The sequence below is a fragment of the Microbacterium ginsengiterrae genome (assembly GCF_014205075.1).
In the GTDB taxonomy this organism is placed as follows: Bacteria; Actinomycetota; Actinomycetes; order Actinomycetales; family Microbacteriaceae; genus Microbacterium; species Microbacterium ginsengiterrae.
In genome coordinates this window covers 1,327,051-1,352,804 of sequence record NZ_JACHMU010000001.1, presented here as the reverse complement: position 1 = coordinate 1,352,804, position 25,754 = coordinate 1,327,051, and the positions used below count along the sequence as shown (strand labels likewise).

Annotated in this window: 26 protein-coding genes; 13 read left to right on the top strand and 13 right to left on the bottom strand. The window is 69.1% G+C overall.

The window, feature by feature from the left end; all coding sequences use genetic code 11:
- Positions 1–48 precede the first annotated feature (48 nt).
- From HD600_RS06780 to HD600_RS06770, 3 genes are read left to right on the top strand one after another with little or no spacing between them, the layout of a single operon-like run.
- A complete protein-coding gene (locus tag HD600_RS06780) occupies positions 49–1,215 on the top strand; it encodes an aminotransferase class V-fold PLP-dependent enzyme (RefSeq protein WP_184282459.1) in 1,167 nt (388 codons plus the stop codon).
- Entirely contained in the window at positions 1,212–2,483 is a 1,272-nt protein-coding gene (locus tag HD600_RS06775; protein ID WP_184282458.1) for a M20 family metallopeptidase, read from the top strand. Before HD600_RS06780 ends, HD600_RS06775 begins: the two co-directional genes overlap by 4 nt.
- Before the next feature lie 11 nt (positions 2,484–2,494).
- The gene (locus tag HD600_RS06770) at positions 2,495–2,872 is read left to right on the top strand and encodes a RidA family protein (RefSeq protein WP_184282456.1); all 378 of its coding nucleotides are present in this window, start codon (positions 2,495–2,497) and stop codon (positions 2,870–2,872) included.
- A 14-nt stretch (positions 2,873–2,886) separates the two neighbouring features.
- On the opposite strand, the gene HD600_RS06765 is transcribed toward HD600_RS06770, so the two are convergent.
- Positions 2,887–3,492 (bottom strand): TetR family transcriptional regulator, encoded by a 606-nt coding sequence (locus HD600_RS06765; RefSeq protein WP_184282453.1) that lies wholly within the window; start codon positions 3,490–3,492, stop codon positions 2,887–2,889.
- Between the two features lie 58 nt (positions 3,493–3,550).
- Between HD600_RS06765 and HD600_RS06760 the strand changes: the two genes are divergently transcribed.
- The gene (locus HD600_RS06760; RefSeq protein ID WP_184282451.1) at positions 3,551–4,141 is read left to right on the top strand and encodes a biotin transporter BioY; all 591 of its coding nucleotides are present in this window, start codon (positions 3,551–3,553) and stop codon (positions 4,139–4,141) included.
- A gap of 41 nt (positions 4,142–4,182) precedes the next feature.
- Here the strand turns inward: HD600_RS06760 and HD600_RS06755 are convergent, their stop codons facing one another.
- Entirely contained in the window at positions 4,183–4,797 is a 615-nt protein-coding gene (locus HD600_RS06755) for a MerR family transcriptional regulator (protein ID WP_184282449.1), read from the bottom strand.
- A gap of 69 nt (positions 4,798–4,866) precedes the next feature.
- Here HD600_RS06755 and HD600_RS06750 point away from each other — a divergent pair, with 69 nt between their 5' ends.
- A complete protein-coding gene (locus HD600_RS06750; protein WP_184282447.1) occupies positions 4,867–5,355 on the top strand; it encodes a DUF4188 domain-containing protein in 489 nt (162 codons plus the stop codon).
- 10 nt (positions 5,356–5,365) lie between these two features.
- On the opposite strand, the gene HD600_RS06745 is transcribed toward HD600_RS06750, so the two are convergent.
- Positions 5,366–5,578 (bottom strand): hypothetical protein, encoded by a 213-nt coding sequence (locus HD600_RS06745; protein WP_184282446.1) that lies wholly within the window; start codon positions 5,576–5,578, stop codon positions 5,366–5,368.
- A 243-nt stretch (positions 5,579–5,821) separates the two neighbouring features.
- On the opposite strand from HD600_RS06745, the gene HD600_RS06740 reads away from it, so the two are divergent.
- A complete protein-coding gene (locus tag HD600_RS06740) occupies positions 5,822–8,239 on the top strand; it encodes a M1 family metallopeptidase (protein ID WP_184282444.1) in 2,418 nt (805 codons plus the stop codon).
- 73 nt (positions 8,240–8,312) lie between these two features.
- On the opposite strand, the gene HD600_RS06735 is transcribed toward HD600_RS06740, so the two are convergent.
- The gene (locus HD600_RS06735) at positions 8,313–9,539 is read right to left on the bottom strand and encodes a cobalamin-independent methionine synthase II family protein (protein ID WP_184282443.1); all 1,227 of its coding nucleotides are present in this window, start codon (positions 9,537–9,539) and stop codon (positions 8,313–8,315) included.
- Positions 9,540–9,732: 193 nt separating this feature from the next.
- On the opposite strand from HD600_RS06735, the gene purL reads away from it, so the two are divergent.
- The 6 genes from purL (at position 9,733) to HD600_RS06705 (ending at position 15,138) form a co-directional block, all read left to right on the top strand.
- Positions 9,733–12,054 (top strand): phosphoribosylformylglycinamidine synthase subunit PurL, encoded by a 2,322-nt coding sequence (gene purL, locus HD600_RS06730; protein WP_184282441.1) that lies wholly within the window; start codon positions 9,733–9,735, stop codon positions 12,052–12,054.
- On the top strand, positions 12,051–12,191 hold the full coding sequence (locus HD600_RS06725; RefSeq protein WP_184282439.1) for a hypothetical protein: 141 nt from the start codon (positions 12,051–12,053) through the stop codon (positions 12,189–12,191). Before purL ends, HD600_RS06725 begins: the two co-directional genes overlap by 4 nt.
- 91 nt (positions 12,192–12,282) lie before the next feature.
- Positions 12,283–12,651, top strand: coding sequence for an ArsR/SmtB family transcription factor (locus HD600_RS06720; RefSeq protein ID WP_144794111.1), 369 nt, complete (start codon positions 12,283–12,285; stop codon positions 12,649–12,651).
- A 26-nt stretch (positions 12,652–12,677) separates the two neighbouring features.
- Positions 12,678–14,315: a SulP family inorganic anion transporter gene (locus tag HD600_RS06715; RefSeq protein WP_184284757.1), complete on the top strand. Its 1,638-nt coding sequence runs from the start codon at positions 12,678–12,680 to the stop codon at positions 14,313–14,315.
- Positions 14,316–14,359: 44 nt separating this feature from the next.
- The gene (locus HD600_RS06710) at positions 14,360–14,713 is read left to right on the top strand and encodes a TraR/DksA family transcriptional regulator (protein ID WP_147039147.1); all 354 of its coding nucleotides are present in this window, start codon (positions 14,360–14,362) and stop codon (positions 14,711–14,713) included.
- A 254-nt stretch (positions 14,714–14,967) separates the two neighbouring features.
- Positions 14,968–15,138, top strand: coding sequence for a hypothetical protein (locus HD600_RS06705; protein WP_184282437.1), 171 nt, complete (start codon positions 14,968–14,970; stop codon positions 15,136–15,138).
- 14 nt (positions 15,139–15,152) lie between these two features.
- Here HD600_RS06705 and gnd read toward each other — a convergent pair whose 3' ends face one another.
- Entirely contained in the window at positions 15,153–16,208 is a 1,056-nt protein-coding gene (gene gnd / locus HD600_RS06700) for a phosphogluconate dehydrogenase (NAD(+)-dependent, decarboxylating) (protein WP_184282434.1), read from the bottom strand.
- Between the two features lie 131 nt (positions 16,209–16,339).
- Here gnd and HD600_RS06695 point away from each other — a divergent pair, with 131 nt between their 5' ends.
- Positions 16,340–17,176: a hypothetical protein gene (locus tag HD600_RS06695; protein WP_184282432.1), complete on the top strand. Its 837-nt coding sequence runs from the start codon at positions 16,340–16,342 to the stop codon at positions 17,174–17,176.
- A 39-nt stretch (positions 17,177–17,215) separates the two neighbouring features.
- Here the strand turns inward: HD600_RS06695 and HD600_RS06690 are convergent, their stop codons facing one another.
- The 8 genes from HD600_RS06690 to HD600_RS06655 form a co-directional block, all read right to left on the bottom strand.
- Complete coding sequence (locus HD600_RS06690) at positions 17,216–18,664, bottom strand: lipase maturation factor family protein (protein ID WP_184282430.1); 1,449 nt, start codon at positions 18,662–18,664, stop codon at positions 17,216–17,218.
- A 98-nt stretch (positions 18,665–18,762) separates the two neighbouring features.
- Entirely contained in the window at positions 18,763–19,680 is a 918-nt protein-coding gene (locus HD600_RS06685) for a glycine betaine ABC transporter substrate-binding protein (protein WP_184282428.1), read from the bottom strand.
- A gap of 47 nt (positions 19,681–19,727) precedes the next feature.
- Entirely contained in the window at positions 19,728–20,693 is a 966-nt protein-coding gene (locus HD600_RS06680; protein WP_184282426.1) for an ABC transporter permease, read from the bottom strand.
- Positions 20,693–22,018, bottom strand: coding sequence for a betaine/proline/choline family ABC transporter ATP-binding protein (locus tag HD600_RS06675; protein WP_184282424.1), 1,326 nt, complete (start codon positions 22,016–22,018; stop codon positions 20,693–20,695). Before HD600_RS06675 ends, HD600_RS06680 begins: the two co-directional genes overlap by 1 nt.
- 279 nt (positions 22,019–22,297) lie before the next feature.
- Positions 22,298–23,572: a class I SAM-dependent methyltransferase gene (locus HD600_RS06670; RefSeq protein ID WP_338402169.1), complete on the bottom strand. Its 1,275-nt coding sequence runs from the start codon at positions 23,570–23,572 to the stop codon at positions 22,298–22,300.
- A gap of 10 nt (positions 23,573–23,582) precedes the next feature.
- Positions 23,583–24,413 carry an endonuclease/exonuclease/phosphatase family protein gene (locus HD600_RS06665; RefSeq protein WP_206705697.1) on the bottom strand — a complete coding sequence of 277 codons (831 nt, stop codon included), beginning with the start codon at positions 24,411–24,413 and terminating at the stop codon, positions 23,583–23,585.
- A 30-nt stretch (positions 24,414–24,443) separates the two neighbouring features.
- Complete coding sequence (locus HD600_RS14875; protein WP_338402168.1) at positions 24,444–24,626, bottom strand: CDGSH iron-sulfur domain-containing protein; 183 nt, start codon at positions 24,624–24,626, stop codon at positions 24,444–24,446.
- 11 nt (positions 24,627–24,637) lie between these two features.
- The gene (locus tag HD600_RS06655; protein ID WP_184282421.1) at positions 24,638–25,732 is read right to left on the bottom strand and encodes an iron-containing redox enzyme family protein; all 1,095 of its coding nucleotides are present in this window, start codon (positions 25,730–25,732) and stop codon (positions 24,638–24,640) included.
- Between the last annotated feature and the right edge of the window lie 22 nt (positions 25,733–25,754).

Below are 25,754 nucleotides of genomic sequence, written 5' to 3'. Positions count from 1 at the left end.
ACCCTCCATCGTCCCCACACCCGACCGCACCACAACCAGGGATCACATATGTCGCTTATCGGGGCCGCTCCCCTGCTCGACGCGAGCAACTTTCTCAACCTCGGCGACGAGGCCTATCTGTACTGGGGCGCGCACTCGCCCGCCGTGAAGCGTGTCGAGGACGCCATCGTCCAGTCGTACCGCGCGAAGAGCCTGGGCGAGGGCGGTCGGGACTTCCTTTACGCCGCAGAAAGCCACACCCGTGCCGGCATCGCGCGCCTCACCGGCCGAGACGCGGCCGAGGTCGGCCTGCTCGGCGACGCGTCCACTGCCTGGAGTGCGATCGCCAACGGCTGGTCGTGGAAGCCCGGCGACAACATCGTGATCAATGAATACGAGCACCCCGCTGTCTTCGCGCCGTTCCTACGACTGCGCAGATACGGACTCGAGGTGCGCGTCGTGCCGCGCCAGGAGGACTGGGAGATGCCGGCTTCCTCCATCATCGAGGCCTGCGATGAGCGCACGGTCGCCATCGCCGTCAGCCACGTCGGCTACGTCAGCGGCCTCCGCCACGATCTCAATGAGCTCGGCGCCTTCGCCGAGCAGCAGGGTATCCCGTTCCTCGTCGACGTGTCCCACTCGCTCGGGGTCATCGACGTCGACGTCGAGTACGCGGCACTGACGGTGACCGCTTCCTACAAGTGGACACTCGGCCCCTACGGCGTCGGGGCGGTCGTCTGGAATCGCGATCGCCTGCCGGACTTCGAGCCGGGTTCGGTCGGATGGCGATCGCTGGAGAACATGTTCACCGACCGTCGATTCGACGAGATCAATTGGAACGCGGACGGAACGCGCTTCCAGATGGGCGCCCCCGCTCTCGCCGACATCGCTGGACTGGGCGCGGGCATCGACACGATTCTCGACCTCGGGATCGACCGGGTTGAGGCCCACTCCAGCGTCCTCGCCGGCGCGGCGATCGACGGGCTGGAGAGGCGGGGGCTCGAGGTCATCACCCCCCGCGACCCTGACCGACGTGCGGGCAACGTCGCGTTCCTGCATCCCGCCGGCGAACGCTTCGCCCGTGCGTTGGCGGACGAGGGCGTGCTCGTATGGGGCGGCGATGGGCGCGTGCGCGCCTCGTTCCACGTGCTCAACACTCACTCCGACGTCGAGCGATTGCTCGCAGGCGTCGACGCCGTACTCGAGACCTTCCCCCTGGAGAGGATCAGCGCATGACCACGCACACCACACCCGTCGATGTCCGCAGCATCGATGAGTTCCTCGACGCCCACGCCGACGAGCTGATCGATCTCGTACACGATCTCATCGCCATCAACAGCCAGATCCCGCCGTATGGCGACGAGCGCGAGATCGTTGCGTTTCTGCGTTCGACGCTCACCCGGATGGGCCTCGACGAGGACATCACAATCATCGGACCGACCGAGGACCGCCCGAGCATGATCGCCCGGATGCGTGGCACCGGCGGCGGTGCGAACCTCATGCTGAACGGTCACGTCGACACCAAGCCCATCGGAGAGGCCCGCGAACTGTGGCGCAAGCCGCCGCTTGAGGCGATTGTCGAGGACGGCATCCTGTATGGACTCGGGGCCACCGACATGAAAGGCGCCGTCGCCGCCATGATCTTCGCCGCCTACGCGCTGCGGGCGTCCGGAGCAGCGCTCGCCGGCGACCTCGTGCTCGGACTGATCGCCGATGAGGAGGCCGGTGCGCAACTCGGCGCCAAGTTCGTCGCCCCGCACGTCTCCGACGTCGACGCGATTCTCATCGGTGAGCCGAGCGGCTGGGAACACGACTGGCAGGGGATCCACCTCGTCTCCCGCGGCGTCTGCGGCTTCCGCGTGATCGTGCAGGGTACCCAGATGCACTCGAGCCTCTCGGATCGCATGCCGTCTGTGAATGCCTCCCTGAAACTCGCTGACCTCATGCTCCGCATCGGGGCGGAACTCGATCTGCCGTTCACGCCGCACCCGCTCGGTCAGGTGGGCCCGACGCTGAACACCGGTGTCATGATCGACGGCGGCACCTTCTTCGGCGTGGTCCCCGGTCGCGCCGAGTTCGCGTGCGACCTGCGCACGGTCCCCGGTCAGACGCGCGAGGAGGTCGCCGAGGCACTGGATCGCTGGCTGGACGCGTGCCGCACCGCGGACCCCGAACTCCAGGTCGAGTACCACTTCGAAGAGGGACTCGACTGGATCCCGTGGAGCGAGCTCGACGCGGAGCATCCACTCGTGGCCGCGACGCAGCGCGCAGCGGCCGACGTGCTCGGCGAAGCCCCACCGCTGTCGGTGTTTCCCGGGGGCACCGACGCGCCCTGGTACTCACAGCTGGGCATCCCGACGCTTCCTTCCTTCGGCCCCGGCGTTCTCACCTGCGCGCACGGCCCCAACGAGTACGTGAGCGTGGACAGCATTCACCAGGCGGCAAAGATGTATGCCCGCATCGCGCTCGACTTCTGCTCCAGCCCCATCGACACCGACAACTGAGAGGACCTCCCATGCAACTTCTTCACACCTCCGACGCCCCGGCCCCCGGCGGGCACTACTCCCAGGCCGTTCGGACCGGCGACTACATCCACACTGCGGGACAGGTCGGACTGAACGCCGCCACCGGAGTGACACCAAGCGACTTCCGCGAACAGACGCGGCAGGCTCTCGCCAATCTCAGGGCAGTCCTCGCCGAGGGTGGCGCCGAGATCACTGATGTCGTCCGCACCATGTGCCTGCTCACCGACATCGACAACTTCGCCATCTTCAACGAGGAATACGCGGCGTTCTTCGGCGATCACCGCCCCGCACGCAGCACCTTCGGCATCGCACTCGCGGGCGGATTCACCGTCGAGGTCGAGGCGATCGCGTACGTCGGCGACCGCTGACAAGAACCTCGGGCTCAGCTGACCCCGGCGGTGGCGCGGATGCCGGCGACGATCATCCGGAGGCCGGCATCGAACGATCCGCCGCGCTCATCGACCTGCCCCGGCGCGAGGTCGACCGAGGCATCAGCGGCGCCCACGACGGCCGCGTACAGCCGTTGCTGCTCGTGGAAGGTGTACCCGATCACGTAGTGCACCACGGTGTCGGCGGCGGTCTCGGCCGCCGCATCGTCCAGCCCGAGCTCGCGGCCCGCGCGCGCGAGGTCCACATGCGCCGGCAGCGAGAGAAGCCCGAGCGCGAGCGAGCTCGACACGATCTCCGCGCCGTCCCGGTGGGCGAGCAGCCGGTCGCGCAGCCGCGCGGCGACGACCTCGGCGTCGGCGGCCGCGATCCCCTCGGAACCCGAGGTCGCGTCCGCATCCCCGACGATCCGGTCGCTCACGGCGGCGAGAAGGGCCTGCTTGTTCGGGAAGTGCCAGTACAACGCGCTGACCTGCACATCGAGCTCATCGGCGATCCTGCGCATCGACAGGCCGGGCAAGCCGTTCTCGCTCAGCACGCGCATGGCGGCATCGACGACGGCGCTCTTGTCATTGCGGGCAGGTGCGGGCGCGGCGTTCATCCTGCTATCGTACAGAACGCTGTTCAGGTGAACAGTGTTCAGGATGCCAGGAGGAACCATGTCCGCCATCGCCACCCACCCCGACCGCTCACCGGTGCTCGCCGATCTCATCCCCGGCGCCGCGGCGCGCGACGTGCTCCTCACGTTGGCGGGCACGGCTTTCATCGCCGTCGCGGGATTCATCGTCATCCCCTTGCCCTTCACGCCGGTGCCGCTGTCGCTTGCGACCTTCGCCGTCCTGCTCACCGGCGCGACCCTCGGTCCGCTCCGCGGCACCGCGAGCGCCGGCCTCTACCTGGCACTCGGGGCGATCGGGGTCCCCCTGTTCGCCGGCGGCTCGTTCGGCTGGGCCTTCTCGTCGTTCGGCTACATCGTCGGATACGTCGCGGCCGCCGCCCTGGTCGGCACCCTCGCCCGTCGCCGCTCCGACCGCAACGCCTGGTCGACCATCGGCCTCGCCACGCTCGGTTCACTCACGATCTACGCATGCGGAGTGCCGTGGCTCGCCGGGTTCCTCGGCGTCGACCTCGCGACGGCACTCACCCTCGGCGTCCTGCCGTTCCTCATCGGCGACGCCCTCAAGATCCTCGCCATGTCCGCCCTTCTGCCGACGACGTGGCGGATCATCGACCGCGCCGGGCGGCGCTGACCCGCCCGTCGGTTCGGGGGCGCTGACCCGAGCCCGTCGGTTCAGAGCCCCTCGGCGCCGAACCGCTCGGCGGAGGCGACCTGCTGCGCCACCCGCCGCAGAGCCAGCAGCAACGGCTCCACGAGCGCCGAACCGAGAACGACGTACTGCACCGCCACCTCGGGCGATGAGCTCGGAACGCCGGCGATCTCCGCGTCCGCGATCGCGCGGACGCTCGCCAGGTACGTCGCCATGACGTCGCGCGGCACCTCGAACCCGGCCGACGACAGACCGTTCAATGCCCGTGCGACGGCACGCAGCACGGCCGGGTCGGTCATCCCCGGCTTCCATCCGAGTCCCGCCACCAGCTCCTCGGCTGCGGTGAGGTCGGGAGTGTCGTCCTCGGTCGGGGTGATCGCCGCGTGCGCGGCCCCGAGCAGTTCATGGGCGCTCTCGGGCGGACTGTCGAGCGTCGCCACGACGCGCCTGATCTCGGCGATACTGACGCCCGCCGCGATGAGCGCACGGATCACACCGAGGCGCTGCACGTGGGCGTCGTCATACGAGGCCTGCGTCGGTGCGCTGCGCTCACCCTCGGGCAGCAACCGCTCGCGCAGGTAGTACTTGATCGTCGGCACGGCGACGCCGCTCCTCGCCGACAGTTCTGAGATCTTCATGGCCACCTCTTGACTTCGATAGTACCGCTATCCATTATGGATAGTCCCACTATCCGATCGGAAGATACCATGACGAAGATCAACGCGGGCCGCATGACCCATCACCACGAAGGCGAGCTCGTCGTCTTCCACATCGGGATGCAGATCAACCGCTGGTGGCGCCCCGACCTGTGGCTCCCGGCGTTCTTCGCCATGCCCCGGATGCTGCGAGAGCTGTCCCGCGACGAGGATTCCGGCTTCCTCGGCTACGAGCTGCTGTTCGGCCGCGGCGGACCGTATGTCGTGCAGTACTGGTCGTCGGTCCCGAAGCTCTACGCCTACGCCTCCGCGCCGGCTCAGGAGCATCGGCCGGCGTGGACGGCGTTCAACAAGGCCGCCCGCAAGGCGCCGGGCGCCGTCGGCGTCTGGCACGAGACGTTCCTCGTCGAACGCGCCGAGAGCATCTACGTCGCCACGCGGGAGATGGGGCTCGCGAAGGCCACCGCGCTCGCGGACGCCGGCCGTCGCGGCGATCGGGCACAGGCCCGGTTCGAGCAGGGCCGAACGATCGCCGGGTGACGCCACCGTCTCATCGCGTCAGGTCACCCGCGCACGGACCGTCGCTCGCCATCGCCGCGTACAGCGCGTCAGCGTCGAACAGCTCGCCGACGCCGACCGATGCCGACGCGAGTGCGCTGCGCAGAGTCGCCTGCTCCGCGTCGGAGTACTCGGTGGTGAACACGTCGAACGGCGGCAGACGCACCTCGGCCTGGCCGTCGGCCGCATCGGTCTCGCGCGGCATCGCCTCGCGCAGTGCGACGGGATCGGCGAGTCGTCATCCGGTCCTCCTCGACTGTCGTGCGCCGAGTCTAGGCCAGGGCCCCGAGGCGCGATGCGGCGCGATGCCGCCGCCGCGATATATGCCGGAAACACAGCACCCCTATGGTGAGCGTGCGCACCACCCGCGCGGGTCACGAGCCCGTGCGCCGCGCCATGCCGACGTGACCCTGTCGCCTTCGCCCCCACGGACTACCCGAAAGCATTCATGACACGCCTACCCTCCTCCCCGCGCCGACGGCTGCTCGCGACCTCCCTGGTCTCGACGCTGGTCGCCGGCGCCCTCCTCGCCACCGCCGCCCCCGCCGTCGCGCACGGTGACCCGATCGACGGACCGCAAACGGCCGGCGACGCGGTGTTCCCGAACGTCGGCAACGGCGGATACGACGCACTCGACTACGACATCGACATCGCCTGGAGCCCGACGGGCGTCGCCGGCGGTGTCATCACCGGAGAGTTCGACGCGGCATCCATGACGATGACCGCTCGCGCCCTCACGCCTCTTCGTTCTTTCTCGCTCGACTTCGAGGGCCTGAACATCGACAGCGTCTTCGTCGACGGGCAGCCGGCGACGTGGACCCGCATCGTCGAGCCTACGGCGATCAAGTACAAGCTTGTCATCACCCCGGCGACGCCCGTGGAGGACGAGTTCACCGTCACGGTCAACTACAGCGGTGTCCCGCAGCACCACATCGACGCGGACGGCAGCCAGGAAGGCTGGAGCGGCACGAACGACGGCGCGATGCTGCTCGGGCAGCCGATCGGCATGATGACCGCCTTCCCCCACAACAACACCCCCGGCGACAAGGCCACCTACACGATCACCGTCGATGCGCCCAGCGTCCTCGCCGACGTGAACGGCGTCGAGGGGCCCGGAGCCGTAGCCAGCAACGGTGAGCTGGTCATGAAGGAGTCTTCCGCCGGCACGGGGCGCACCACGTGGACCTGGCGCCAGGACGAGCAGATGGCCTCGGAGCTCGTCGTCATCGGCATCGGCCGCTACGAAGTCGTCGAGGGATCCATCACCCTCACCGACGGCCGCGTCATCCCGTCGTGGTCGTTCATCGACTCCGGCCTGACCACCTCCGACAAGAACAGGGTCCGCGACCGCATCGCCCTGCTGGAGCCCATGACGCAGAACCTGGAGTCGATCTACGGTCCGTACCCTGGCAACAGCACCGGCGTGATCGTCAAGACCGTCCCCCGGGCCATCAACTACGCGCTCGAGACGCAGGACCGCTCGTTCTTCCCGAGCGTCAACTCCGTCGCCGGCAACACGCTCATCCACGAGCTCGCGCACCAGTGGTACGGCAACAACGTCGCCCCTTCCACCTGGACCGACATCTGGATGGGCGAGGGAATGGCGAGCTGGGCGCCGACCTACTACAACTCCGCTGAGGGCTTCGGCACCAGCGCCACCACGGTCGAGGAGTCGTACTTCAGCACGTGGAACCGCACCGCCGCGACCAGCGGCAACTGGGCGATCGCACCGGGCGCGCAGACCGACTCCGCCGACCTCTACGGCTACCAGACCTACACGCGCAGCGGCATGTTCTGGTCGGTTCTCCGCGTCGCCATGGGTGACGAGGCGTTCTTCGCCCTGATCGAGCAGTGGCAGATCGACAACGCCGGCCAGAGCCGTTCCGGTTCCGACCTGCTCGCCCTCGCCACGGAGATCTCCGGCCGCGACCTCGACGCACTGTGGACCGACTGGATCCTCGAGCCGGGCAAGCCCGCCTGGCCCGACAAGTCCCTCTTCGCCCTGACGTCGGATGCCTCTGCTCCCCTGAACGTGGGCGAGAGCGTGCAGTTCGATCTGACCGCGGAGAACACCGGCCGCGTGGCGCTCGCCTCGACGTCGGTCTCGGTCGATGTCGCACAGCTGCTCGAGAGCGCCGTGCTCGACGTCCCCGCCGAGGCGACGCTCGACGGCACGACCCTCACCTGGGTCGTGCCGCAGACCGCGGTCGGCGCGACTGCCACTCTGTCGTTCACCGCGACGATCACCGAGTCCGCCCCGGGCGGTACCGTCGCGGCGACCGCGTCGTCCACGAGCCCCGGAGCGAGCTGCGCTGACTGCGTCGCCGAACTGGATGTCGTGGAGAAGGTGCTCCCGTCGCAGGCGCCCGCCATCTCCGGTGACGCCGTCGTCGGCGAAACCCTCACCGTCTCCTCCGAGGGGTGGCCGGAGGGAACCAGCCTGTCCTACGAGTGGGCACTCGACGGCGTCGTCGTCGACCCCGCGGATGGGAACTCCGTGCAGCGCGCCGCCCGACCGGCAGGCTCCGACACCTTCGTCATCCCCGCGGATGCCGTCGGTGCACGCGTGAGCGTCACGGTCACCGGCTCGCTCGACGGCTACCGCGACGGCTCGGTCACGAGCGAGAGCACGGTCGCCGTCCGCGAGGCATCCGACAGCACCCCCGGCGGCGGCACGGGCGGCACGCCCGCTGACGGCGCCGGCTCCGGCAGCGACAGCGGCAGTGGCACGTCGACGCCCGACGAGCTGAGTCAGACCGGTGCGGAGCTGCCCACTGCGGCCGCTCTGCTCGGGTTCATGATGCTCGTCGCCGGTGGTCTCTTCGCCGCCGCGCGCCGTCGCCGCCGCATCGACGCCGAGGTCTGAGCGATCCTCTGACCACGAGCGAGAACGCCCGTCCCCTCACCACGGGGACGGGCGTTCTTCGCGTGCGTCGAACTCAGCCGATGACTGCGTCCGGGCGAGCCGCCCGCCGGGCACCCTCGCCGAGCGCCTCGAGCTTGGCCCAGGCGATGTCGGGGTGCACGCGGCCTCCGAGGCCGCAGTCGGTCGACGCGATCACGCGGTCCGCGCCGACGATGTCGGTGTAGCGGGCGATCCGCTGCGCGACGAGATCGGGGTGCTCGATGAGGTTCGTGGAGTGCCCGACGACGCCGGGGACGAGCACGAGGTCGTCGGGGATGAGGCCCTGAGCCGCGGCATCCGCCCAGTGCGCCCATTCGTGCTCGTGACGGGCGTTCGCCGCCTCGAAGGAGATCGAGCCGACCTTCGCCTGCAGGACGACGGGCAGGATGTGGCGCACCTCGATGTCGGTGGAGTGCGGTCCGTGCCACGATCCCCAACAGAGGTGGAGGCGGATCTGCTCCTTGGGCAGCCCCTCTATCGCCCGGTTGATGGCCTCGACGCGGATGCGGGTGAAGTCCTGATACTCCGCCACGGTCGGCTCGGGGTTGATCTGATCCCAGTTCTCGGCGAGGGACGGATCATCGAGCTGGAGCGTGAGCCCCGCGTCGACGATCGCGCGGTACTCCTCGCGCAGGGCATCCGCCCATGCGTCGATGTGCGCCTCATCGGACGGGTAGTACTCGTTGCGCACGCGGGCGGCGGACCCCGGCGCGATCGCCGTGAGGAACCCCTCCTCGCCCTCGCGCAGCGCGCCGCGCAGGTGCGCGATGTCGGCGGCGACGGCATCCTGACCCCGGTACGAGATCGGCGCCGTCGTCGTGGGGAACGCCGTCGCCGTCCGGCCGGTGCCGATACCGGCCTCGCGGTCGGCGTACGCGTCGGCGAACTCCTGCCGGTCGCGGCGGTCGAGGAAGCTCGTCAGGACGACCTTGCCGGGAGCGGACCGGCGCGGCGGTTCGTTGAACGCGTTGACCTCGGTGAGGGACAGTCCGTTCACGCGCTGAAACGAGTACCCCCACCACGCGCCGTAGTCCACGGGGCTCGACGAGGCCTTGCCGAACTCGCCGTCTCCCGGCTGCGTGATCCCGGCCCGGCGCTGACGCTCGACGACATCGGCGACCGCGGCACCGATGAGCTCCTCGTACTCCGGCGTGGACTGCAGCGTGAAGCCGTCATCGGCGAACGGGCGGGCCGCGTTCGCCTCCAGCAGGGCCTGCGTGCGGGGAAGGCTGCCGGCGGTGGTCGTCCGGATCTCGGTCATGGCGTACTCCTTACGGCGGAAGACCTCAATGTACGACTGCCCGCGCCCCGTCCGCACGTCATGTTTCCGCCGGTGACGACAGCGCGGATGCCGCGGCGCTCCCCCGCCACCGGGGTGCCGCGATGGGCGAAGATTCCACGGCGCCCCGCCGATAGACTGGGAGCGCCCGCCTCCCCCGTCTTCAGGAGTCTGCGTGACCACCCCCACAGCATCCGTTCATGTCCCCGACTCCGTCGCCAATGCCGCGGCGACCCCCGAGAAGGAGCAGCCGTACGGCGCCCTCGGGCTGAAGGACGACGAGTACGCGCGCATCCGCGAGATCCTCGGCCGTCGCCCCACTTCGGGTGAGCTGGCGATGTACTCCGTGATGTGGTCGGAGCACTGCTCCTACAAGTCGTCGAAGAACTACCTGCGCCGCTTCGGCCAGAAGGTCTCCGACGAGATGAAGAAGCGCCTCATGGTCGGCATGGGCCAGAACGCCGGCGTCATCGACGTCGGCGAGGGCTGGGCGGTCACCTTCAAGGCCGAGAGCCACAACCACCCGAGCTTCATCGAGCCGTTCCAGGGCGCGGCCACCGGCGTCGGCGGGATCGTCCGCGACATCATCTCGATGGGTGCGCGCCCGGTCGCCGTCATGGATGCCCTCCGCTTCGGCGCGATCGACCACCCGGACACCGCTCGCGTCGTGCACGGCGTCACGGCCGGCATCTCGTTCTACGGCAACTGCCTCGGTCTGCCGAACATCGGCGGCGAGACGGTGTTCGACTCCGTCTACCAGGCCAACCCGCTCGTCAACGCACTCGCGGTCGGCGTGCTCCGCCACGAGGACCTCAAGCTCGCCAACGCCACCGGCGTCGGCAACAAGGTCGTCCTGTTCGGTGCCCGCACGGGTGGCGACGGCATCGGCGGGGCGAGCATCCTCGCCTCGGACTCGTTCGACTCCACCGGTCCGACCAAGCGCCCGGCCGTCCAGGTCGGCGACCCGTTCGCCGAGAAGGTGCTCATCGAGTGCTGCCTCGAGCTGTACCGCGACGAGCTCGTCGAGGCGATCCAGGACCTCGGCGCCGCCGGCATCTCCTGCGCGACCAGCGAGCTCGCCGCCAACGGCAACTCCGGCATGCACGTCTCGCTCGACAACGTCCTGCTGCGCGACCCCACCCTGACCGCTGAGGAGATCCTCATGTCGGAGTCGCAGGAGCGCATGATGGCGATCGTCGCCCCCGAGAAGCTCGACGCGTTCCTCGCCGTCGTGAACAAGTGGGACGTGGAGACGAGCGTGCTCGGCGAGGTCACCGGCGACGGCCGCCTCGTCATCGACTGGCAGGGCGAGCGCATCGTCGACGTCGACCCGTCGACCGTCGCCGTCGACGGCCCGGTCTACGACCGTCCGGTCGCGTATCCGACGTGGATCGACGCGCTGCAGGCGGATGCCGCGGAGCTCCTGCCCCGCTCGAACGACCCCGAGGTGCTGCGCGAGCAGTTCCTCCGCCTCGTCGGCTCGCCGAACCTCGCCGACACCCGCTGGATCACCAACCAGTACGACTACTACGTGCTCGGCAACACCGCCCTGGCCTTCCCCGACGACGCCGGGATGATCCGCGTCGACGAGGAGTCCGGCCTCGGCTTCGCGATCTCCACGGACGCGAACGGCCGCTACTGCCAGCTCGACCCGTACGCGGGTGCGCAGCTCGCCCTGGCCGAGGCGTACCGCAACGTCGCCGTCACCGGCGCGGAGCCCACCGCCATCACCGACTGCCTGAACTTCGGCTCCCCCGAGAACCCCGAGGTCATGTGGCAGTTCGGCCAGACCGTCGACGGCCTCGCAGACGGATGCTTCGAGCTGGGCACCCCCGTCACCGGCGGCAACGTCTCGTTCTACAACCAGACCGGTGACACCCCGATCCACCCGACCCCGCTGGTCGGCGTCCTCGGGATCATCGACGACGTCTCGCGTCGTATCCCTTCGGGGTGGCAGGACGAGGGACAGAACATCTACCTGCTCGGCACCACCTCGACCGAGCTGTCGGGCTCGGCGTGGGCCGACGTCGTGCACGATCACCTCGGCGGCCTGCCGCCGAAGGTCGACCTCGCCGGCGAGAAGACCCTGGCCGGTCTCATCGCCGCCGCCCGCGACGAGTGGCTGATCTCGTCCGCCCACGACGTGTCCGAGGGCGGCCTGGCCCAGGCCCTCGCCGAGGGCGTCATGCGCTTCGGCGTCGGCGCCCGCGTCTGGCTGACCGAACTCATGGACCGCGACGGTGTGGATGCGGCATCCGCCCTGTTCTCGGAGTCGACCGGCCGCGTCATCGTCACCGTTCCCCGTGAGGACGACGTGAAGTTCCGCGGACTGTGCGAGGGGCGCGACTACCCGGTGCTGCGCATCGGCGTGACCGACACGGTCCCCGACCTCGAGGTGACCGGACTGTTCACCGTGTCGGCAGCCGAGCTGCGCGAGACGTCGCAGGCGACCCTGCCTGCGGCCTTCGGCCCGACGGTCGCCGAGCCCACCGCATGAGCGACGAGCTCAGCGAGGACTACGGCGACCTCGGCGAACGGCGCAACCGGCGCATCCGCGTGATCGCGTGGGTGACGATCGTCGCAATGATCCTCGTCGGTGGCGGCTCGACCGTGCTGAGCCTGCTGTTCGGCTGAGCCGCCTGGCGCGCTCGGCGCGACACCTGTCAGTCGATCTGCACGCCCGTCGGCCGAAGCACCCCCGTTTCCGCGATATGATCATTTCATCATGTCACTAAGTGAGGCCCATCGTCCGCTCTACGAGGTGAAGGCCAACCTCTTCAAGGGGCTCGCGCACCCTTTCCGCATCCGCATTCTCGAGCTCCTCTCGGACGCCGACGAGGTGAGCGTCGCCCGACTGGGCGAGGAGACCGGGCTGGAGGCATCACACCTCTCGCAGCACCTCTCCGTGCTGCGCCGGCATCGCCTGGTGACATCCGAACGCCGCGCCAGCCACGTCTACTACCGCCTGGCCGACCGGCGCACCGCAGAGATGCTCGCGGTCGCCCGCGCACTGCTGCTCGAGATCGTCCGAACCGACGGCGAGCGCATCGAACACGCCAACGCGCTGCCCGCGCTCACACAGGGCCCGCTGTGAGCACCTCAGCTCGCGTACGCGGCCTGATGCCGTCGCTCGACGATTACCGTGATCTCCGGCGCACCTGGAAGCGCGATGTAGTGGCGGGGCTGACCGTCGGAATCGTCGCGCTTCCCCTCGCGCTCGGGTTCGGAGTCAGCTCGGGCGTGAGCGCCGAGGCCGGACTCATCACCGCGATCATCGCGGGCGTCCTGGCCGCGATCTTCGGCGGTTCGAACGTGCAGATCTCCGGCCCGACCGGGGCGATGGTCGTCGTGCTGCTGCCGATCGTCGCCGAGCACGGAGTCGGCGCTGTCGCCCTCGTCAGCATCATGGCCGGCGTCATCGTGCTCGCCGCCGGTGCACTACGGCTGGGCAAGGCGGTGGGCGTGATCCCGTGGCCGGTGATCGAGGGGTTCACGCTCGGCATCGCCGCGATCATCTTCTTGCAGCAGGTGCCGTCGCTCACGGTCGGCGGGGAGGCGGATGCCGCGAGCCACAGCTCCAACGCACTCATCGCAGCTGTGCAGGCGATCTCCGAGGCCGACTGGACCTACGTCCCCTGGGCAGTGGGCGCCGCCCTCATCGTGATCGGATTCATGCTGCTCGCGCAGCGCCTGCACCCCGGCATCCCGGGCTCCCTCATCGGGATCGCGGTCGTGACGCTCCTCTGCCTGATGATCGACAGTCCGCTCGCCGTCATCGGTGCACTGCCCGCCGGCCTCCCGATGCCCGCCCTCCCGACCATCACCCTCAGCGGGACGGCCGCCCTGCTGGCCCCGGCGTTCACGATCGCCGCGCTGGCCGCCATCGAGTCGCTGCTCTCTGCGCGCGTGGCCGCCTCCCTCGGCGACACGGGTTCGTACGACCCGGACCGCGAGCTGGTCGGCCAGGGGATCGCGTCCATCGGCTCCGGCCTGTTCGGCGGGATGCCGGCGACCGGAGCGATCGCACGCACCGCCGTCAACGTGCGCTCGGGCGGTCGCACTCGCCTCGCGTCGATCGTGCACGCCGTCGTACTGCTGCTGTTCGTGCTCGTGCTGTCGGGGCCGGTCGGGATGATCCCGCTCGCGGGTCTCGCCGGCGTGCTCATGCTCACCGCCGTCCGCATGGTTCGCGCAGCGACGATGCGCTCGATCCTGAAGTCGGCGCGGTCGGATGCCGCGGCGTTCATCGTGACCGCGATCATCACCGTCTCGTTCGACCTCATCGTCGCCGTCGTCATCGGCATCGTGTTCGCCGGCGTCTTCGCGATCCGCAACCTCTCGCGCAGCACGGGCGTGCAGCGCGAGGAGATCGCCGGGCCGCCCCAGCCCGGCGATGAGCGCATCGCGGTCGTGCGGATCGACGGGCCGCTGATCTTCGCCTCGGCAGAGCGGGTGTTCGAGGAGATCACGCGGATGCAGGGTGCGACCGTCGTCGTCCTGCGCATGTCGAAGCTCGAGCACGTCGACGCGAGCGGGGCGCACGCTCTGCAGGACATCGTGCAGTCCCTCGAGCGGCGCGGCGTGACCGTGCTCATCAAGGGGGTGCAGCCGGTGCACGAGGACCTCTTCCGCACCGTCGGCGTGCTGAACTCCCTCCGCCACCACCGTCACCTCTTCACGTCCCTCGACGACGCCGTCAGCCATGCACGCAGCCATATCGCACGTGGATCCGGCCGACCGGCATCCGCTCTCGCCTGATCTTGCAGACACCGGACGGACGCCGTCGGGCCTAAGGTGTGGGCATGAGCGACAACGAGCTGCGTCCTCTTCTCGACGCCCTGCGGCGCGAGGCGAACGATCGCACCGAGGCACTGACGGCAACACTGAACCAGCTCACTCACGACCGCAGCAGCCAGAGCGACGATGACGAGCACGACCCGGAGGGCGTTCCCCTGTCGGCCGAGTGGTCGCGGCTCAGCGGGCTGCTCGAGGGCGCCCGCGAGGAACTGCGGCAGGTCGACGAGGCGCTGGCGCGCATGGATGTCGGCACCTACGGGGTCTGCGCGAACTGCGGTCGCGGCATCCCGGTCGCCCGCCTGCGCGTGCGTCCGTTCGCCGAACTGTGCGTGCCGTGTGCGGAGAAGCTCGGGCGCTGAGAACCTGGGAAGCTGGGACGCTGGGCGCACGGATTGTCAAGCCTCTGGCATCCGGTTCGGCGAACCATGATTCTTGACGGACCATGGCACTTCCATCGTTCGCGGCGTCGGACACGCATGAGTCGCCGCTCATGCCGGTTGCCGAAGCGCGTCTCCTCGAATGCGAGACGCTCGAAGATGCCGAACGGTACCACCGTGTTTTCGACGCCGGCTTCGGGCCGGAAGACTGATCCACCTAACAGAAGGAGCATGCCATGAGCGATCCGCGCACCGACGACCCGACCGAGTCCGGACTCGACAAGGGCACAGGCGACCCGAACGACGACCGCGCGTTCCTCGACGACTTGCCGCCGGCGCAGGTCGAGGATGATCTGGGCGAAGGCGCCGAAGACATCGATTCCGACGAGGCGGATGCCGACGCCTGAGCCCGGCGCCCCGCTCAAGCCGAGTCGGACTTGCGGCCCCCCGCCTCGAGCACGTCGCCGGCCGGAAGCTCCTTGTGCCCGCCGAACTGCAGTCGCATCGCCGAGAGCACCTGGTTGGCGAACTGGTCCTCGTCACGGGACGCGAACCGCTCGAACAGGGATGCCGCGAGCACGGGCACCGGCACCCCGACGTCGACCGCGGCCTTGACCGTCCAGCGACCCTCGCCGGAGTCCGAGACTCGGCCGGCGAGGCCGTCGAGCCTGGGGTTCTCGTGCAGCGCGGCCGCAGTGAGGTCGAGCAGCCACGACGAGATCACCGATCCGCGACGCCAGAGCTCTGAGACTGCAGCCGTGTCGATCGGGAACTGGTAGAACTCCGGCTCCTCCAGCGGGGCGATCTCGGCGGAGTGCTCTGCCTCGCGCACTCCGGCATCCGCGTTGTGCAACAGGTTGAGGCCCTCGGCGAGCGCGGCCATGATGCCGTACTCGATGCCGTTGTGCACCATCTTGACGAAGTGTCCTGCGCCCGACGGTCCGCAGTGCAGGAAACCCTGCTCCTCGGGAGTCAGGTCGCCGCTGCGACCCGGCGTGCGCTCCACCTCGCCGACACCGGGCGCAACCGTGCGGAGGATCGGCTCGATGTGCGCGAACGCGGAATCCGACCCGCCGACCATGAGGCAGTAGCCCCGCTCGAGTCCGAAGACTCCGCCGCTCGTGCCGATGTCGACGTACTCGATGCCGCGCTCGCGCAGCGTCTTCGCGCGTCGCACGTCGTCGCGGTAGTTCGAGTTGCCGCCGTCGATGAGGATGTCGCCCTCGTCGAGGACGGCGGCGACCTCCTCCGCCACGGAGCCGGTGAGCGATGCCGGCACCATCATCCACACGACCCTTGTGGGGGTGAGCTTCGCGGCGAGGTCGGCCATGCTCTCGGCGCCGGTGGCGCCCTCCGCGACGAGGGAGGCCACGGCATCCTGATTCACGTCGTAGACGACGCAGTCGTGGCCGTCGCGCATGAGGCGGCGCACGATGTTCGCGCCCATCCTGCCGAGTCCGATCATCGCCAGTTGCATGTCCGCTCCTCACATCGTCGCTCGTCGAGCCGAGTCGTGGTCATCCTGACACGGCAGCGGTCACGGCGCCACCCGGCCCACTGCACGAGACTGACCGTCGCGGACCGCCCCGCACTAGGCTGAACCGCATCATGGAACAGTTCATCCAGGGGTTCTGGGAGTTCGCCGGCCACTACTGGTGGCTCGTCTTCCCCATCATGGGGATGGCGGGCGGAGCCGCCAAGGCGTGGGAGCGTTCGTCCAAGCGTCGGCATGAGCGCCGCCTGGAGACGATCCGCGTGAAGGGCGAGATCAAGGCCGCCCAGCTCGCCGCGCGCGGGAGGGTGACGGCATCCACACCGAAGGATGCCCCCTCCGATGCTTCGCTCCCCTCGAACGAGCTGCTCGCCCGGCTGTTCGCCGAGCACGACGAGATCACCGCCCGCTGGCTGGACTACGAACTCGACGTGGCGAAGCTCATCGCGTACCCCGCCATGAGCGACGGCCGCCAACCCCTCACCGCCGCGTTCCTCCGCGCGAAGAAGACCGCGGACACCCTGCGCCCCTCGTCCCAGAACGCGAAGGTGTCGGAGCAGCAGGTCAGCGAGTACCTGGATGCCGTCGGCAACATGGCCGTCGCGTTCGAGATCGCCGAGAAGGAGGCCAGGCGGCTTCGGACGTCGACCTTCAGCGAGGCGGAGCGGAAGAAGCTCGACCGTGCGCAGCAGCTGCTCCGCGTCGCGGTGGACGAATCCGCCACCCAGGCCGAGCGCAACGTCGCGTACAAGCGCGTGCGTGAAGAGCTCGACGGGCTCATCGTGCTGAGCGATCAGGCCGTCCACAACCTCGAGAAACAGGTCGCCGGCGAGATCACGGCGAGCGCACGGCCCGAGTCCGCCCCGGAACCGCGGCCGGAATCACAGCGGATGCCGCAGCCGATGCCGGAGCCGATGCCCCGTCGCACGGATCGCCCCGTCACCGACGCCTGAGCCCGGCCGCCCGCCGTCTCGCGCGCCGTTCGCGGCGAGTCACCGCAGACCGACGGGACCCAGCACGATCCGCCGCCGCTCACGCACCCACACGTCCCCGGTGGCGCGCTTCTCCGCGCGGGTCGAGAAGCGGTAGCGGTACGACACGGCGCGCACCCAGCGCGGCCGCGCGCCGTCGAAGGGGTCCCGATGCAGCAGCGCGAGCGTCGGCGGGTCCGCCTCCAGCAGCCGGACGACGAACGCCGTGAACCAGTCGTCCAGCGAGCGGCCGAGCGGCAGGAACCACATCAGCCAGTCCAGCCGCAGGTGGTACGGCGCGAACTGCCGCGGCACGCGGCGTACGTCTCCGGGCTTTCCTTTGAAGGCGTACTCCCGCCAGTCCGCCGCATCCGGGTCCTCCTCCGTCGTCCCCTCCACGACGATCTCGATCCGCTCCTTGGTGACGGTGCCGAACGCGCCGTAGGCGTTCGCGAGCTGCCATCGGTTGAAGCTCGCGTTCATCAGCTGTCGGTGCGCGAACAGATTGCGCAGCGCCGGCCAGCTCAGAGCGACGTACAGGATGCCGACGAACGAGGTGATCACGACCCAGGGGATCGGCAGCTCGACGGGAACGGCGGATGCCGCCGGCACCCCGATCCCCGAGAAGGCGATGACGATCGTGGCCCAGTTCAGCCATGCGAAGTTTCCGGTCAGGACGAGCCACAGCTGCGTGGCGATGACGATCGCCGCCGCCACCGCGCCGACGACGGCGGGCACCGGCCCCGGCAGGAACAGCCCGAGGATCGGTGCGAACAGGAAGAACGGGACCACCAGCTGCGCGAAGTGGTTCCCCAGGACCTCGCCCTTGTGGAACCAGCGCGGCAAGAGGTGGGCCTGTCTGCTGAGCGGCCCCGGCATCGGCTGCGTCTCGTGATGATAAGTGAGGGCGGTGAGGTCTCGCCACTCCCGTCCACCGCGGATCTTGATCATCCCCGCGCCGAACTCCAGGCGGAACAGCAGCCACCAGAACAGCACGATGACCACGGTGGGCGGCGGCTGATCGTTCGAGCCGAGGAACGCCGCGAGGAACCCGGCCTCGAGCAGGAGCATCTCCCACCCGAAACCGTAGAAGGTCTGGCCGATGCTCGAGATCGACATGTAGCCCAGCCACAGCAACAGGAAGCAGGCCATCGGCACCCACGGTGGGGCGAGCTGCGGGATGCCGGCGATGAGTGCCGCGGAGACGATGATGCCCGCCCAGCAGAGGGCGACGAGGCGCCGGTCGGTGTAGCGGATCCGCGTGAACACGGTGGGGCGCAGCATCCGCCCCCGCGATGAGGAGGACGCAGCCCACTCGAGCAGCTCGAGTGCGGGGAGCAGGCCTCGCTCCCCCAGCAGCGGCCGGAACTGATTCAGGCTCGACACGAACGCGACGAGGAACAGCGCCGCGATGCCCCGCTGGAGCACCTCGCGCGCGAAGCCGAAGTCGACAGCTGCGAACCCGTCCATGGCATCCATGATCCCCCCGCGTCCGCGCGCACGCGACACCCGCAGGACGACGAAGGGGGCGCCGCGAGCCGCGACACCCCCTCATCAGCTGAGTGAGATCAGTCGGTGACGACCCAGTCGAACTGGTCGGCGTTGTCCTCGAGCCACTTGTCGATGGCCTCGGACTCCTGGCCCTCGCCGAACTCGTTCACGACGAGGTCTTCGAGCGAACCGTACTGGTCGTCGTCGAGCTTGATCTGCTTGACAAGCTCGGCCGCCTCGGGGAACTGCTCGGCGAAGCCCTTGTGACCGATGAAGTTCAGCGTCTCCGCGTCGCCCATGGCACCCTTCGGGTCCTCGAGGTCCTTCACGTCGTACGTGCTGTTGGCCCAGAACGGACGCCACAGCGTGACGACGACGTCCTCCTCCTTGTCGATGGCCTCACCGAGCACGGTGAGCATCGCGGCGGTCGACGAGGTCTCCAGCGTGTACTCGCCTTCGAGGTCGTACTCGGGGAGCATCGACTCCTGCGTCTGGCGGGTGAGACCGGCACCGGGCTCGATGCCGATGATCTTGCCGTCGAAGCGGTCTGCCGAGCCCTTGAGGTCCTCGATCGAGTCGATGTCCATGTAGCTGGGCACCGCGATGGTGAGCTTGGCGTTCTCGTAGTAGGCGCCGAGGTCCTCGAGGTCGTCGCCGTACTCCTCCATGTACTGCACGTGCGTGACCTCGGGCCATGCGGAGGGGTACATGTCGACGTCGCCCTGTGCGAGACCCGTGTACAGCGGGCCCGCCTCGGTGAGGGTCTGCATCTCGACCGTGTAGCCGAGCTTCTCGAACTGGTCCTGGAGCAGGTACGCCATGCTCAGGCCGTCGGTCCAGGAGGGGAGGAAGCCGAGGGTGATGGTGCCCTTGTCTCCGTCGCCGGCCTCGCTGTCGCCGCCTGCGGTGTCGTTGCCGGTCGCGCACCCCGCGAGGGCGAGGGATGCGGTGAGACCGAGGGCTGTGATGGCTGTGATGTGCCGGAACTTCTTCATGGTGCTTCCTTTCGTATGTTCTGCTGCGTTTCGTATGGGTTCGGGGATCAGTGCGCGGTCATTCGACGCGGAGTGGATGCCGTCTCGAGCTCGGCCTGCAGCTTCGCGTCCGCCGCGGCATCCGCCTTCTCGTCCCGCTGCGCCGCGCGCCGACGGGACAGCATCCCGAGCAGCGACGACGGGTACTCGCCCGGCGCGCCGAGCGCCGCGGTGACACGGTCGAGGAAGACCGCGAGCAGGACGACACCGAGGCCGGCCTCGACGCCCTTGCCGATGTTCACGGTCGAGATCGCCTCGACGACGAGCTTCCCGAGTCCGTCCGCACCGGCCATACCGGCGATGACGGCCATCGAGAGCGCGAGCATGATGACCTGGTTGACGCCGGCCATGATGGTCGGCATCGCGAGGGGGAGCTGGATGCCGCGCAGGATCTGCGACGGCGTCGCACCGAACGCCTGCCCCGCCTCGACCGTCTCCGAGTCGACACCGCGGATGCCGAGCTCGGTCATGCGGACGCCCGGGGGAAGGGCGAAGATGACCGTCGCGACGAGACCCGGCACGACGCCGATGCTGAAGAACACGATCGCGGGGATGAGGTACACGAACGCCGGCATCGTCTGCATGAAGTCGAGCACCGGCTTGAGGATCGCCCGGACGGTGTCACTGCGCGCGGACCAGATACCCAGCGGAATCGCGATGACGATGGCGACGAGCGCCGCGACGATCACGAGCGACAGCGTCTGCATAGCCGCGACCCACAGGCCCATGCTGAGGATCAGCACGAACGACACGACGGTGCCGATCGCCATCCAGATCGAGCGAACGGCCCACGCGATGAGCGCCGCGATGATGATCACGACGACGAGCGGCGTGCCGGTGAGGATGTCGGTCAGTCCGCCCACAAGGAAGCGGACGACGAAGGCGATGACGTCCAGCAGACCCTCGAGGTTGTCCTTGATCCAGTCGACGCCGGCCCCTACCCATTCGCCGAGGGGAAGTCGGAATCCGTCCATCAGCGCACCTCCCCTTCCGTCGTTCCTGCTGCCGTCGGCGCATCACCGGCAGCGGCGGTGGTGGCGGCATCCGCCTCGCTGAGCACCGCGTCGATCTCGGCCTGCGGCACCGGCTGGTGCGGCAGGGTGATCTCCTCGGTGGCGTTCGGGCCCGGGCCCAGCGCCGCGAGCAGGGTGACGCGCGGGATGACACCGGTGAGGCGTCCTTCCGCGTCGATGACGGCGAGGGGCAGCGGCGACTCGACGGCCGGGACGAACAGGTTCATCAGGACGTCGTCCTCGGAGACCGCCTGCGGCACCGGCCGGAGGATCGAACTCAGCGACGCCTCGCCCTTGCGGATGAGCTTCACGGCATCCCGATCCGTGACCATGCCGAGGAGCTTGCGATCGCGACCGGTGACGTACGCGGCGGACATGTACGCATCGCGCATCTGGCGCAGCGCCGTGCGCGGACCCGCCGTGTCGGCGACGACGGGTCGAGGGCGCTCCATGACATTGGATGCCGTGAGCACGCGGGCGCGGTCGACATCCTGCACGAACTGCGCGACGTAGTCGTTGGCGGGGTCGGTGAGGATGTCCTCCGGCGTGCCGATCTGCACGATCCGCCCGTCGCGCATGACCGCGATCCGGTCACCGAGGAACATCGCCTCGTTGAGGTCGTGGGTGATGAAGACGATGGTCTTCTGCAGCTTCTCCTGCAGCTCGACCAGCTGCTCCTGCATCTCGCGGCGGATGAGAGGGTCGAGCGCACTGAACGCCTCGTCCATGAGCAGGATCTCGGTGTCGGCGGCGAGCGCGCGGGCGATGCCGACGCGCTGCTGCATCCCGCCGGACAACTCGCTGGGCAGCTTGTCACCCCAGCCCTCGAGGCCCACCATGGCGAGGACCTCCTCGGCCTTCGCGAGGCGCTCGGCGCGGCCGACGCCCTTCAGCTCGAGCGGGTAGGCGACGTTCGCGGCCACCGTGCGGTGCGGCAGCAGTGCGAAGTGCTGGAACACCATCGACACGTTCTCGCGGCGGATCTCGCGCAGGCGCGCCGCCGGGATGCCGGTGATCTGGTCCCCGCCGATCACGACGGTGCCGTCGGTGATGTCGTGCAGGCCGTTCAGCATGCGGATGATCGTGGACTTGCCCGATCCGGACAGGCCCATGATGACGAAGATCTCGCCTTTGTTGACGGTGAAGCTCGCGTCGATGACGGCGGCGGTCCCGGCATCCTGCACCTCGGCGCGGGACGCGCCGGACTTCAGTCGCTGGACTGCCTGCTTCGGATTCCGTCCGAACACCTTGAAAAGATTGCGCGCTTCAAGAGCGGTTTCGGTCACGTTTCCCCCAGCACTCACCGTGATTCGGGCTCGGTGAGCCTGCTTCGGTTACGCCCGGGTGATGTTCGCAAGGCCGTATCGACACGCTGCTCAGCGGCACAGACGGCGGGTTTCGGACCCGCCGCAAGAACACCGACCATACGTCCACGCCTCTTCGCAGCCTGGTGCGTCGAATGAAGGACGTGGCCGCGGACTGGTCTCAGACCAAAGGTCTACATTTCAACGTAACAAAAGTCTGCGTACCTGTCGAATGTCGACAATGTGCGGATCGTCCTGCATTCAGCGCCGCACGCTGCGCGTCACCGTGAATTTCGGCGTGCGCAGCACCTGCTCGGTGGCGCCGATCGTCGCGCTCAGCTCGCGGCGGTAGCCGAGGGACGAGTTGAAGACCGTGAGCAGCTCCCCGCCCGGCCTCAGCATTCGTGCGGCGGCCGCGAACAGGCGGGAGGCCGCGCCGGTGTGGACGCTCGCGCCGAGGTGGAACGGCGGGTTTAGGAGGACGAGGTCGGCTGCGGCATCCGGGATCTCGGAGCCCGCGTCATCGTGAGTGACGGTGACGCGGTCGTCGACGCCGTTCGCCCGCATCGTCGCGCGGGCGGACGCGACGGCCGCGGCGGACCGATCCGTCGCGATGATGCGGGCGTCGGGGTGCGTCAGGGCGTAGGTCGCCGCAAGCACACCGGTGCCGCATCCGAGGTCGACCACGGTTCCCGGCGTCGTCGAGGCGGCGGTCGGTGAGGTCGAGGTGTGGCGCGGTGCGGTCGAGGCGCCGGGCACAACTCCGGAGGAATTGTGCGGATCGGCGTCGTTCCGGCGGGGCGAGGGCGGAATCTGCCCGTTTCTCCGGAGTTGCGACCCGAGGCCCGAGGTCCGTTCGGCCGCGAGAGCCTCGAGCAGGACACGGGTGCCGATGTCGAGCCGGGCTCCGGCGAAGGCGCCGCCGTGCGCGACGACGGTCAGCGGCTGCGAAAGCCCTGGCACCTCGACCTCCGCCGCCACGGGGAACGGCGGCTGTGCGGGAGCGTCACGGCGACCGGTCGCGACGATGAGCCGGGACTTCCGCTCCGCGCGCTGCGGCTGCACGACCTCGAAGGAGCGGCCGATCACCTCGTTCTGCGTCAGAGTCATGTGCTTGACGCGTCCACCGGCGATCAGCGTCACATCCGGCGCCGCCCACCGCGCCACCGCATCAACGATCTCCTCGAGTTCGGCGAGTGCCTTGGGCAGCTGCAGCAGGACGAGCCGGGCCCCGCCGAGCAGCGACGCATCGAGCTCGTGCGACGAGAACCCGCCCAGGCTGAGCGCGGCGGCATTGTGCGCGAGGGCCCGCCGTCCGGTCGCGAGATCCTGATGGACGCGGATGCCGCGGAGCCCGGCATCCGTCAGCGCCAGCGTGATGGCGCCGTACTCGTCCCCGATGACAGCGATCTCGTCGCCGCTGACGCCTGCCGCGAGCGCACGCTGCACGAGGAGCTCATCCGTGGCATCCCAGGCCTGCAGATTCGGCGCCTCCACATCGGGAAAGCGCCGCAGCGCCGAGAAGGAGAAGTCCACGCTCGCCAGGCTACTCACCCACGAGGATCTCCGCCTGCACGGGGAGGTGATCGGAGCCCCAGCCGCCGCCGTACCGGCGATCGTTGACGGCGGCCCTGGTGACCTGCACCCCGTCGGAGACGAGGATCCAGTCGATGCGGCGTCCGCCCTCGCGGGGCGGGCGGTAGTTCGACCACGTGCCCCACTGTGGTCCGCGTCGCGTGCGGGGATCGGCCGACGCATCGACGAGCAGGTCATCACGGAGCAGCGCGGCGACCGCCGCTCCGCTCACACCCTCATTGAGATCGCCCATCACGACCGCGGGGAGAGCGCGGGCGATGACCGCGCGGCGGATCGCCTCAGCGGAGCGCAGTCGGGACCGGCGGGAGAGGTGATCGAGATGGGTGTTGATGACGCAGAAGCGCCGGCTCGTCATCCGGTCCTGGAAGACCGCGACCACCATGATCCGGGGCAGAAGATTCCCCCAGGACCGGGACCCTGGAGCATCCGGCCGGTCGGACAGCGCCTCCTGCTGCGCCTCGACGAGGTCCAGCCGCTCCGCATCGTAGAAGATCGGGCATCCCTCGTCGCTCCCGTCGCGCGCTCGCCCTCGGCCGACGTGGCGATACCCACCGCCGAGTGCGTCTTCGATGACCTGCACCTGCGAGGGCAGGGCTTCCTGCACGCCGAGCGCGGTCGGGCGCTCGGCACGCAGCAGCGCGGCGAGGCGTGGCGCACGTCGCGTCCACCGGTCGGCGGCACGCAGCGTGAAGGGGAGCGGGCGCCGCACGTTCCACGTCATCAGATGCACACCCGGTGGAGCGGCGGGTCCGATGAGGGGGCCCTGGCCCGCCCCGTTCACCGTGTCTGCTTCCGCATACGGGAATCCTCCCTACTCCGTGCGGAAGTCGATCGCCTTGTGCGTCCCGTCGCAGTACGGCTTGATGGTGGAGACGCCGCAGCGGCACAACGCCACCGTCCTCCGCGTCCGAGGCACCGGGTTGCCGTCCTCGTCGAGGATCTCCATGTCGCCGCGCACGAGCAACGGCCCGTTCGCGCACGGGGTGATGGTCACCGGCGCGCCGCTCACAGGGCACCTCCGCCGGTGATGTCGCGCGCGATCCGCGACTCCCGAAGGGCGGAATCGCCCGCCTCCCACCGCTCGAGGGTCAGGTCGCTCGCCCATCCCTCCACCGCGAGGCACGCAGCGGCGCCGAAGACGATGTCATCCACGAGCGCGGGATCGTCTTCGGCGAGCGAACCGGCAAGGTCCCGTCCGGCGATCTGTTCGTGCACAGCGTCGGCCTCGACGTGCTCGTCGTAGTACGCCGCGACATCGTCATCGAACCTGAGGCGGCGCAGGCCCTCGGCGACGAGGCGGCAAGGGATCGATGAGGTCATCTCGAATGCGGCGAGGTGTCCCACCGATGCACCGCGCAGTCGTCGGTTCATCCCGAACATCGTCATGAGGTTGAACCCCGCGAGCGTGATCGCCGGCGCGGCATCCACGTAGCGCCCATAGGTGTCGTCGAGCCCTGCGGAGCGGAGCGTGCGCGCATACATCACCTGATGCACCCCGTGGTGCTCACCGCCGCCGTACTCGTCAGCCTGGATCTCGACGAGAGCGGCCTTCGCGCGCCCCGTCAGCCGAGGGATCGTCCATGAGTGCGCATCCGCCTCGCGCAGCGTGTAGATGCTGTGCAGCGCGAGATACTCGCGCGCCTGTGACTCATCGGCGCGCCGGGCGACGTAGCGCGACAGGCTCGGTCCCGGCGTCGGCTTGGTCATCTCGAACAGCGCTTCCGCAACGGCAGGGCCACGCGGGGCCGGCGACTCGATCGGTCCCACCTGACGGCGCACCTCCGCCTCGAACATCCGCTCCAGCGCCACCCGCGCCTCGATCAGCCGCGTGTCCCACTCCCACTGCGCCCCGATCTGGTCGAGTGAACCGTAGCTGACGGCGTAGATGAGGAACAGCGACAGCTGCACGTCATCGTCGCGGATCGCATCCTCGACGGCATCCATACTGCCGACGGTGGGGACGAGATCGTCGATGCGACGCTCGTCGCCGGACAGAAGGCCGAGGATCGCGTCGCTCAGCGGTCCGCGCGCCTCGATCGTCACATCTCCGATCTCGTATCCGACGGTGGGTGCCTGCGACATCACGTTCGTCACGGTCATCTCCTTCTCCGGGCGCGCCCCG

Coding starts and splice junctions, on each gene's coding strand:
- HD600_RS06780 (WP_184282459.1), top strand. CDS start 49: ATGTCGCTTATCGGGGCCGCTCCCCTGCTCGACGCGAGCAACTTTCTC.
- HD600_RS06775 (WP_184282458.1), top strand. CDS start 1,212: ATGACCACGCACACCACACCCGTCGATGTCCGCAGCATCGATGAGTTC.
- HD600_RS06770 (WP_184282456.1), top strand. CDS start 2,495: ATGCAACTTCTTCACACCTCCGACGCCCCGGCCCCCGGCGGGCACTAC.
- HD600_RS06765 (WP_184282453.1), bottom strand. CDS start 3,492: ATGAACGCCGCGCCCGCACCTGCCCGCAATGACAAGAGCGCCGTCGTC.
- HD600_RS06760 (WP_184282451.1), top strand. CDS start 3,551: ATGTCCGCCATCGCCACCCACCCCGACCGCTCACCGGTGCTCGCCGAT.
- HD600_RS06755 (WP_184282449.1), bottom strand. CDS start 4,797: ATGAAGATCTCAGAACTGTCGGCGAGGAGCGGCGTCGCCGTGCCGACG.
- HD600_RS06750 (WP_184282447.1), top strand. CDS start 4,867: ATGACGAAGATCAACGCGGGCCGCATGACCCATCACCACGAAGGCGAG.
- HD600_RS06745 (WP_184282446.1), bottom strand. CDS start 5,578: ATGCCGCGCGAGACCGATGCGGCCGACGGCCAGGCCGAGGTGCGTCTG.
- HD600_RS06740 (WP_184282444.1), top strand. CDS start 5,822: ATGACACGCCTACCCTCCTCCCCGCGCCGACGGCTGCTCGCGACCTCC.
- HD600_RS06735 (WP_184282443.1), bottom strand. CDS start 9,539: ATGACCGAGATCCGGACGACCACCGCCGGCAGCCTTCCCCGCACGCAG.
- HD600_RS06725 (WP_184282439.1), top strand. CDS start 12,051: ATGAGCGACGAGCTCAGCGAGGACTACGGCGACCTCGGCGAACGGCGC.
- HD600_RS06720 (WP_144794111.1), top strand. CDS start 12,283: ATGTCACTAAGTGAGGCCCATCGTCCGCTCTACGAGGTGAAGGCCAAC.
- HD600_RS06715 (WP_184284757.1), top strand. CDS start 12,678: ATGCCGTCGCTCGACGATTACCGTGATCTCCGGCGCACCTGGAAGCGC.
- HD600_RS06710 (WP_147039147.1), top strand. CDS start 14,360: ATGAGCGACAACGAGCTGCGTCCTCTTCTCGACGCCCTGCGGCGCGAG.
- HD600_RS06705 (WP_184282437.1), top strand. CDS start 14,968: ATGAGCGATCCGCGCACCGACGACCCGACCGAGTCCGGACTCGACAAG.
- gnd (WP_184282434.1), bottom strand. CDS start 16,208: ATGCAACTGGCGATGATCGGACTCGGCAGGATGGGCGCGAACATCGTG.
- HD600_RS06695 (WP_184282432.1), top strand. CDS start 16,340: ATGGAACAGTTCATCCAGGGGTTCTGGGAGTTCGCCGGCCACTACTGG.
- HD600_RS06690 (WP_184282430.1), bottom strand. CDS start 18,664: ATGGACGGGTTCGCAGCTGTCGACTTCGGCTTCGCGCGCGAGGTGCTC.
- HD600_RS06685 (WP_184282428.1), bottom strand. CDS start 19,680: ATGAAGAAGTTCCGGCACATCACAGCCATCACAGCCCTCGGTCTCACC.
- HD600_RS06680 (WP_184282426.1), bottom strand. CDS start 20,693: ATGGACGGATTCCGACTTCCCCTCGGCGAATGGGTAGGGGCCGGCGTC.
- HD600_RS06655 (WP_184282421.1), bottom strand. CDS start 25,732: ATGACCGTGACGAACGTGATGTCGCAGGCACCCACCGTCGGATACGAG.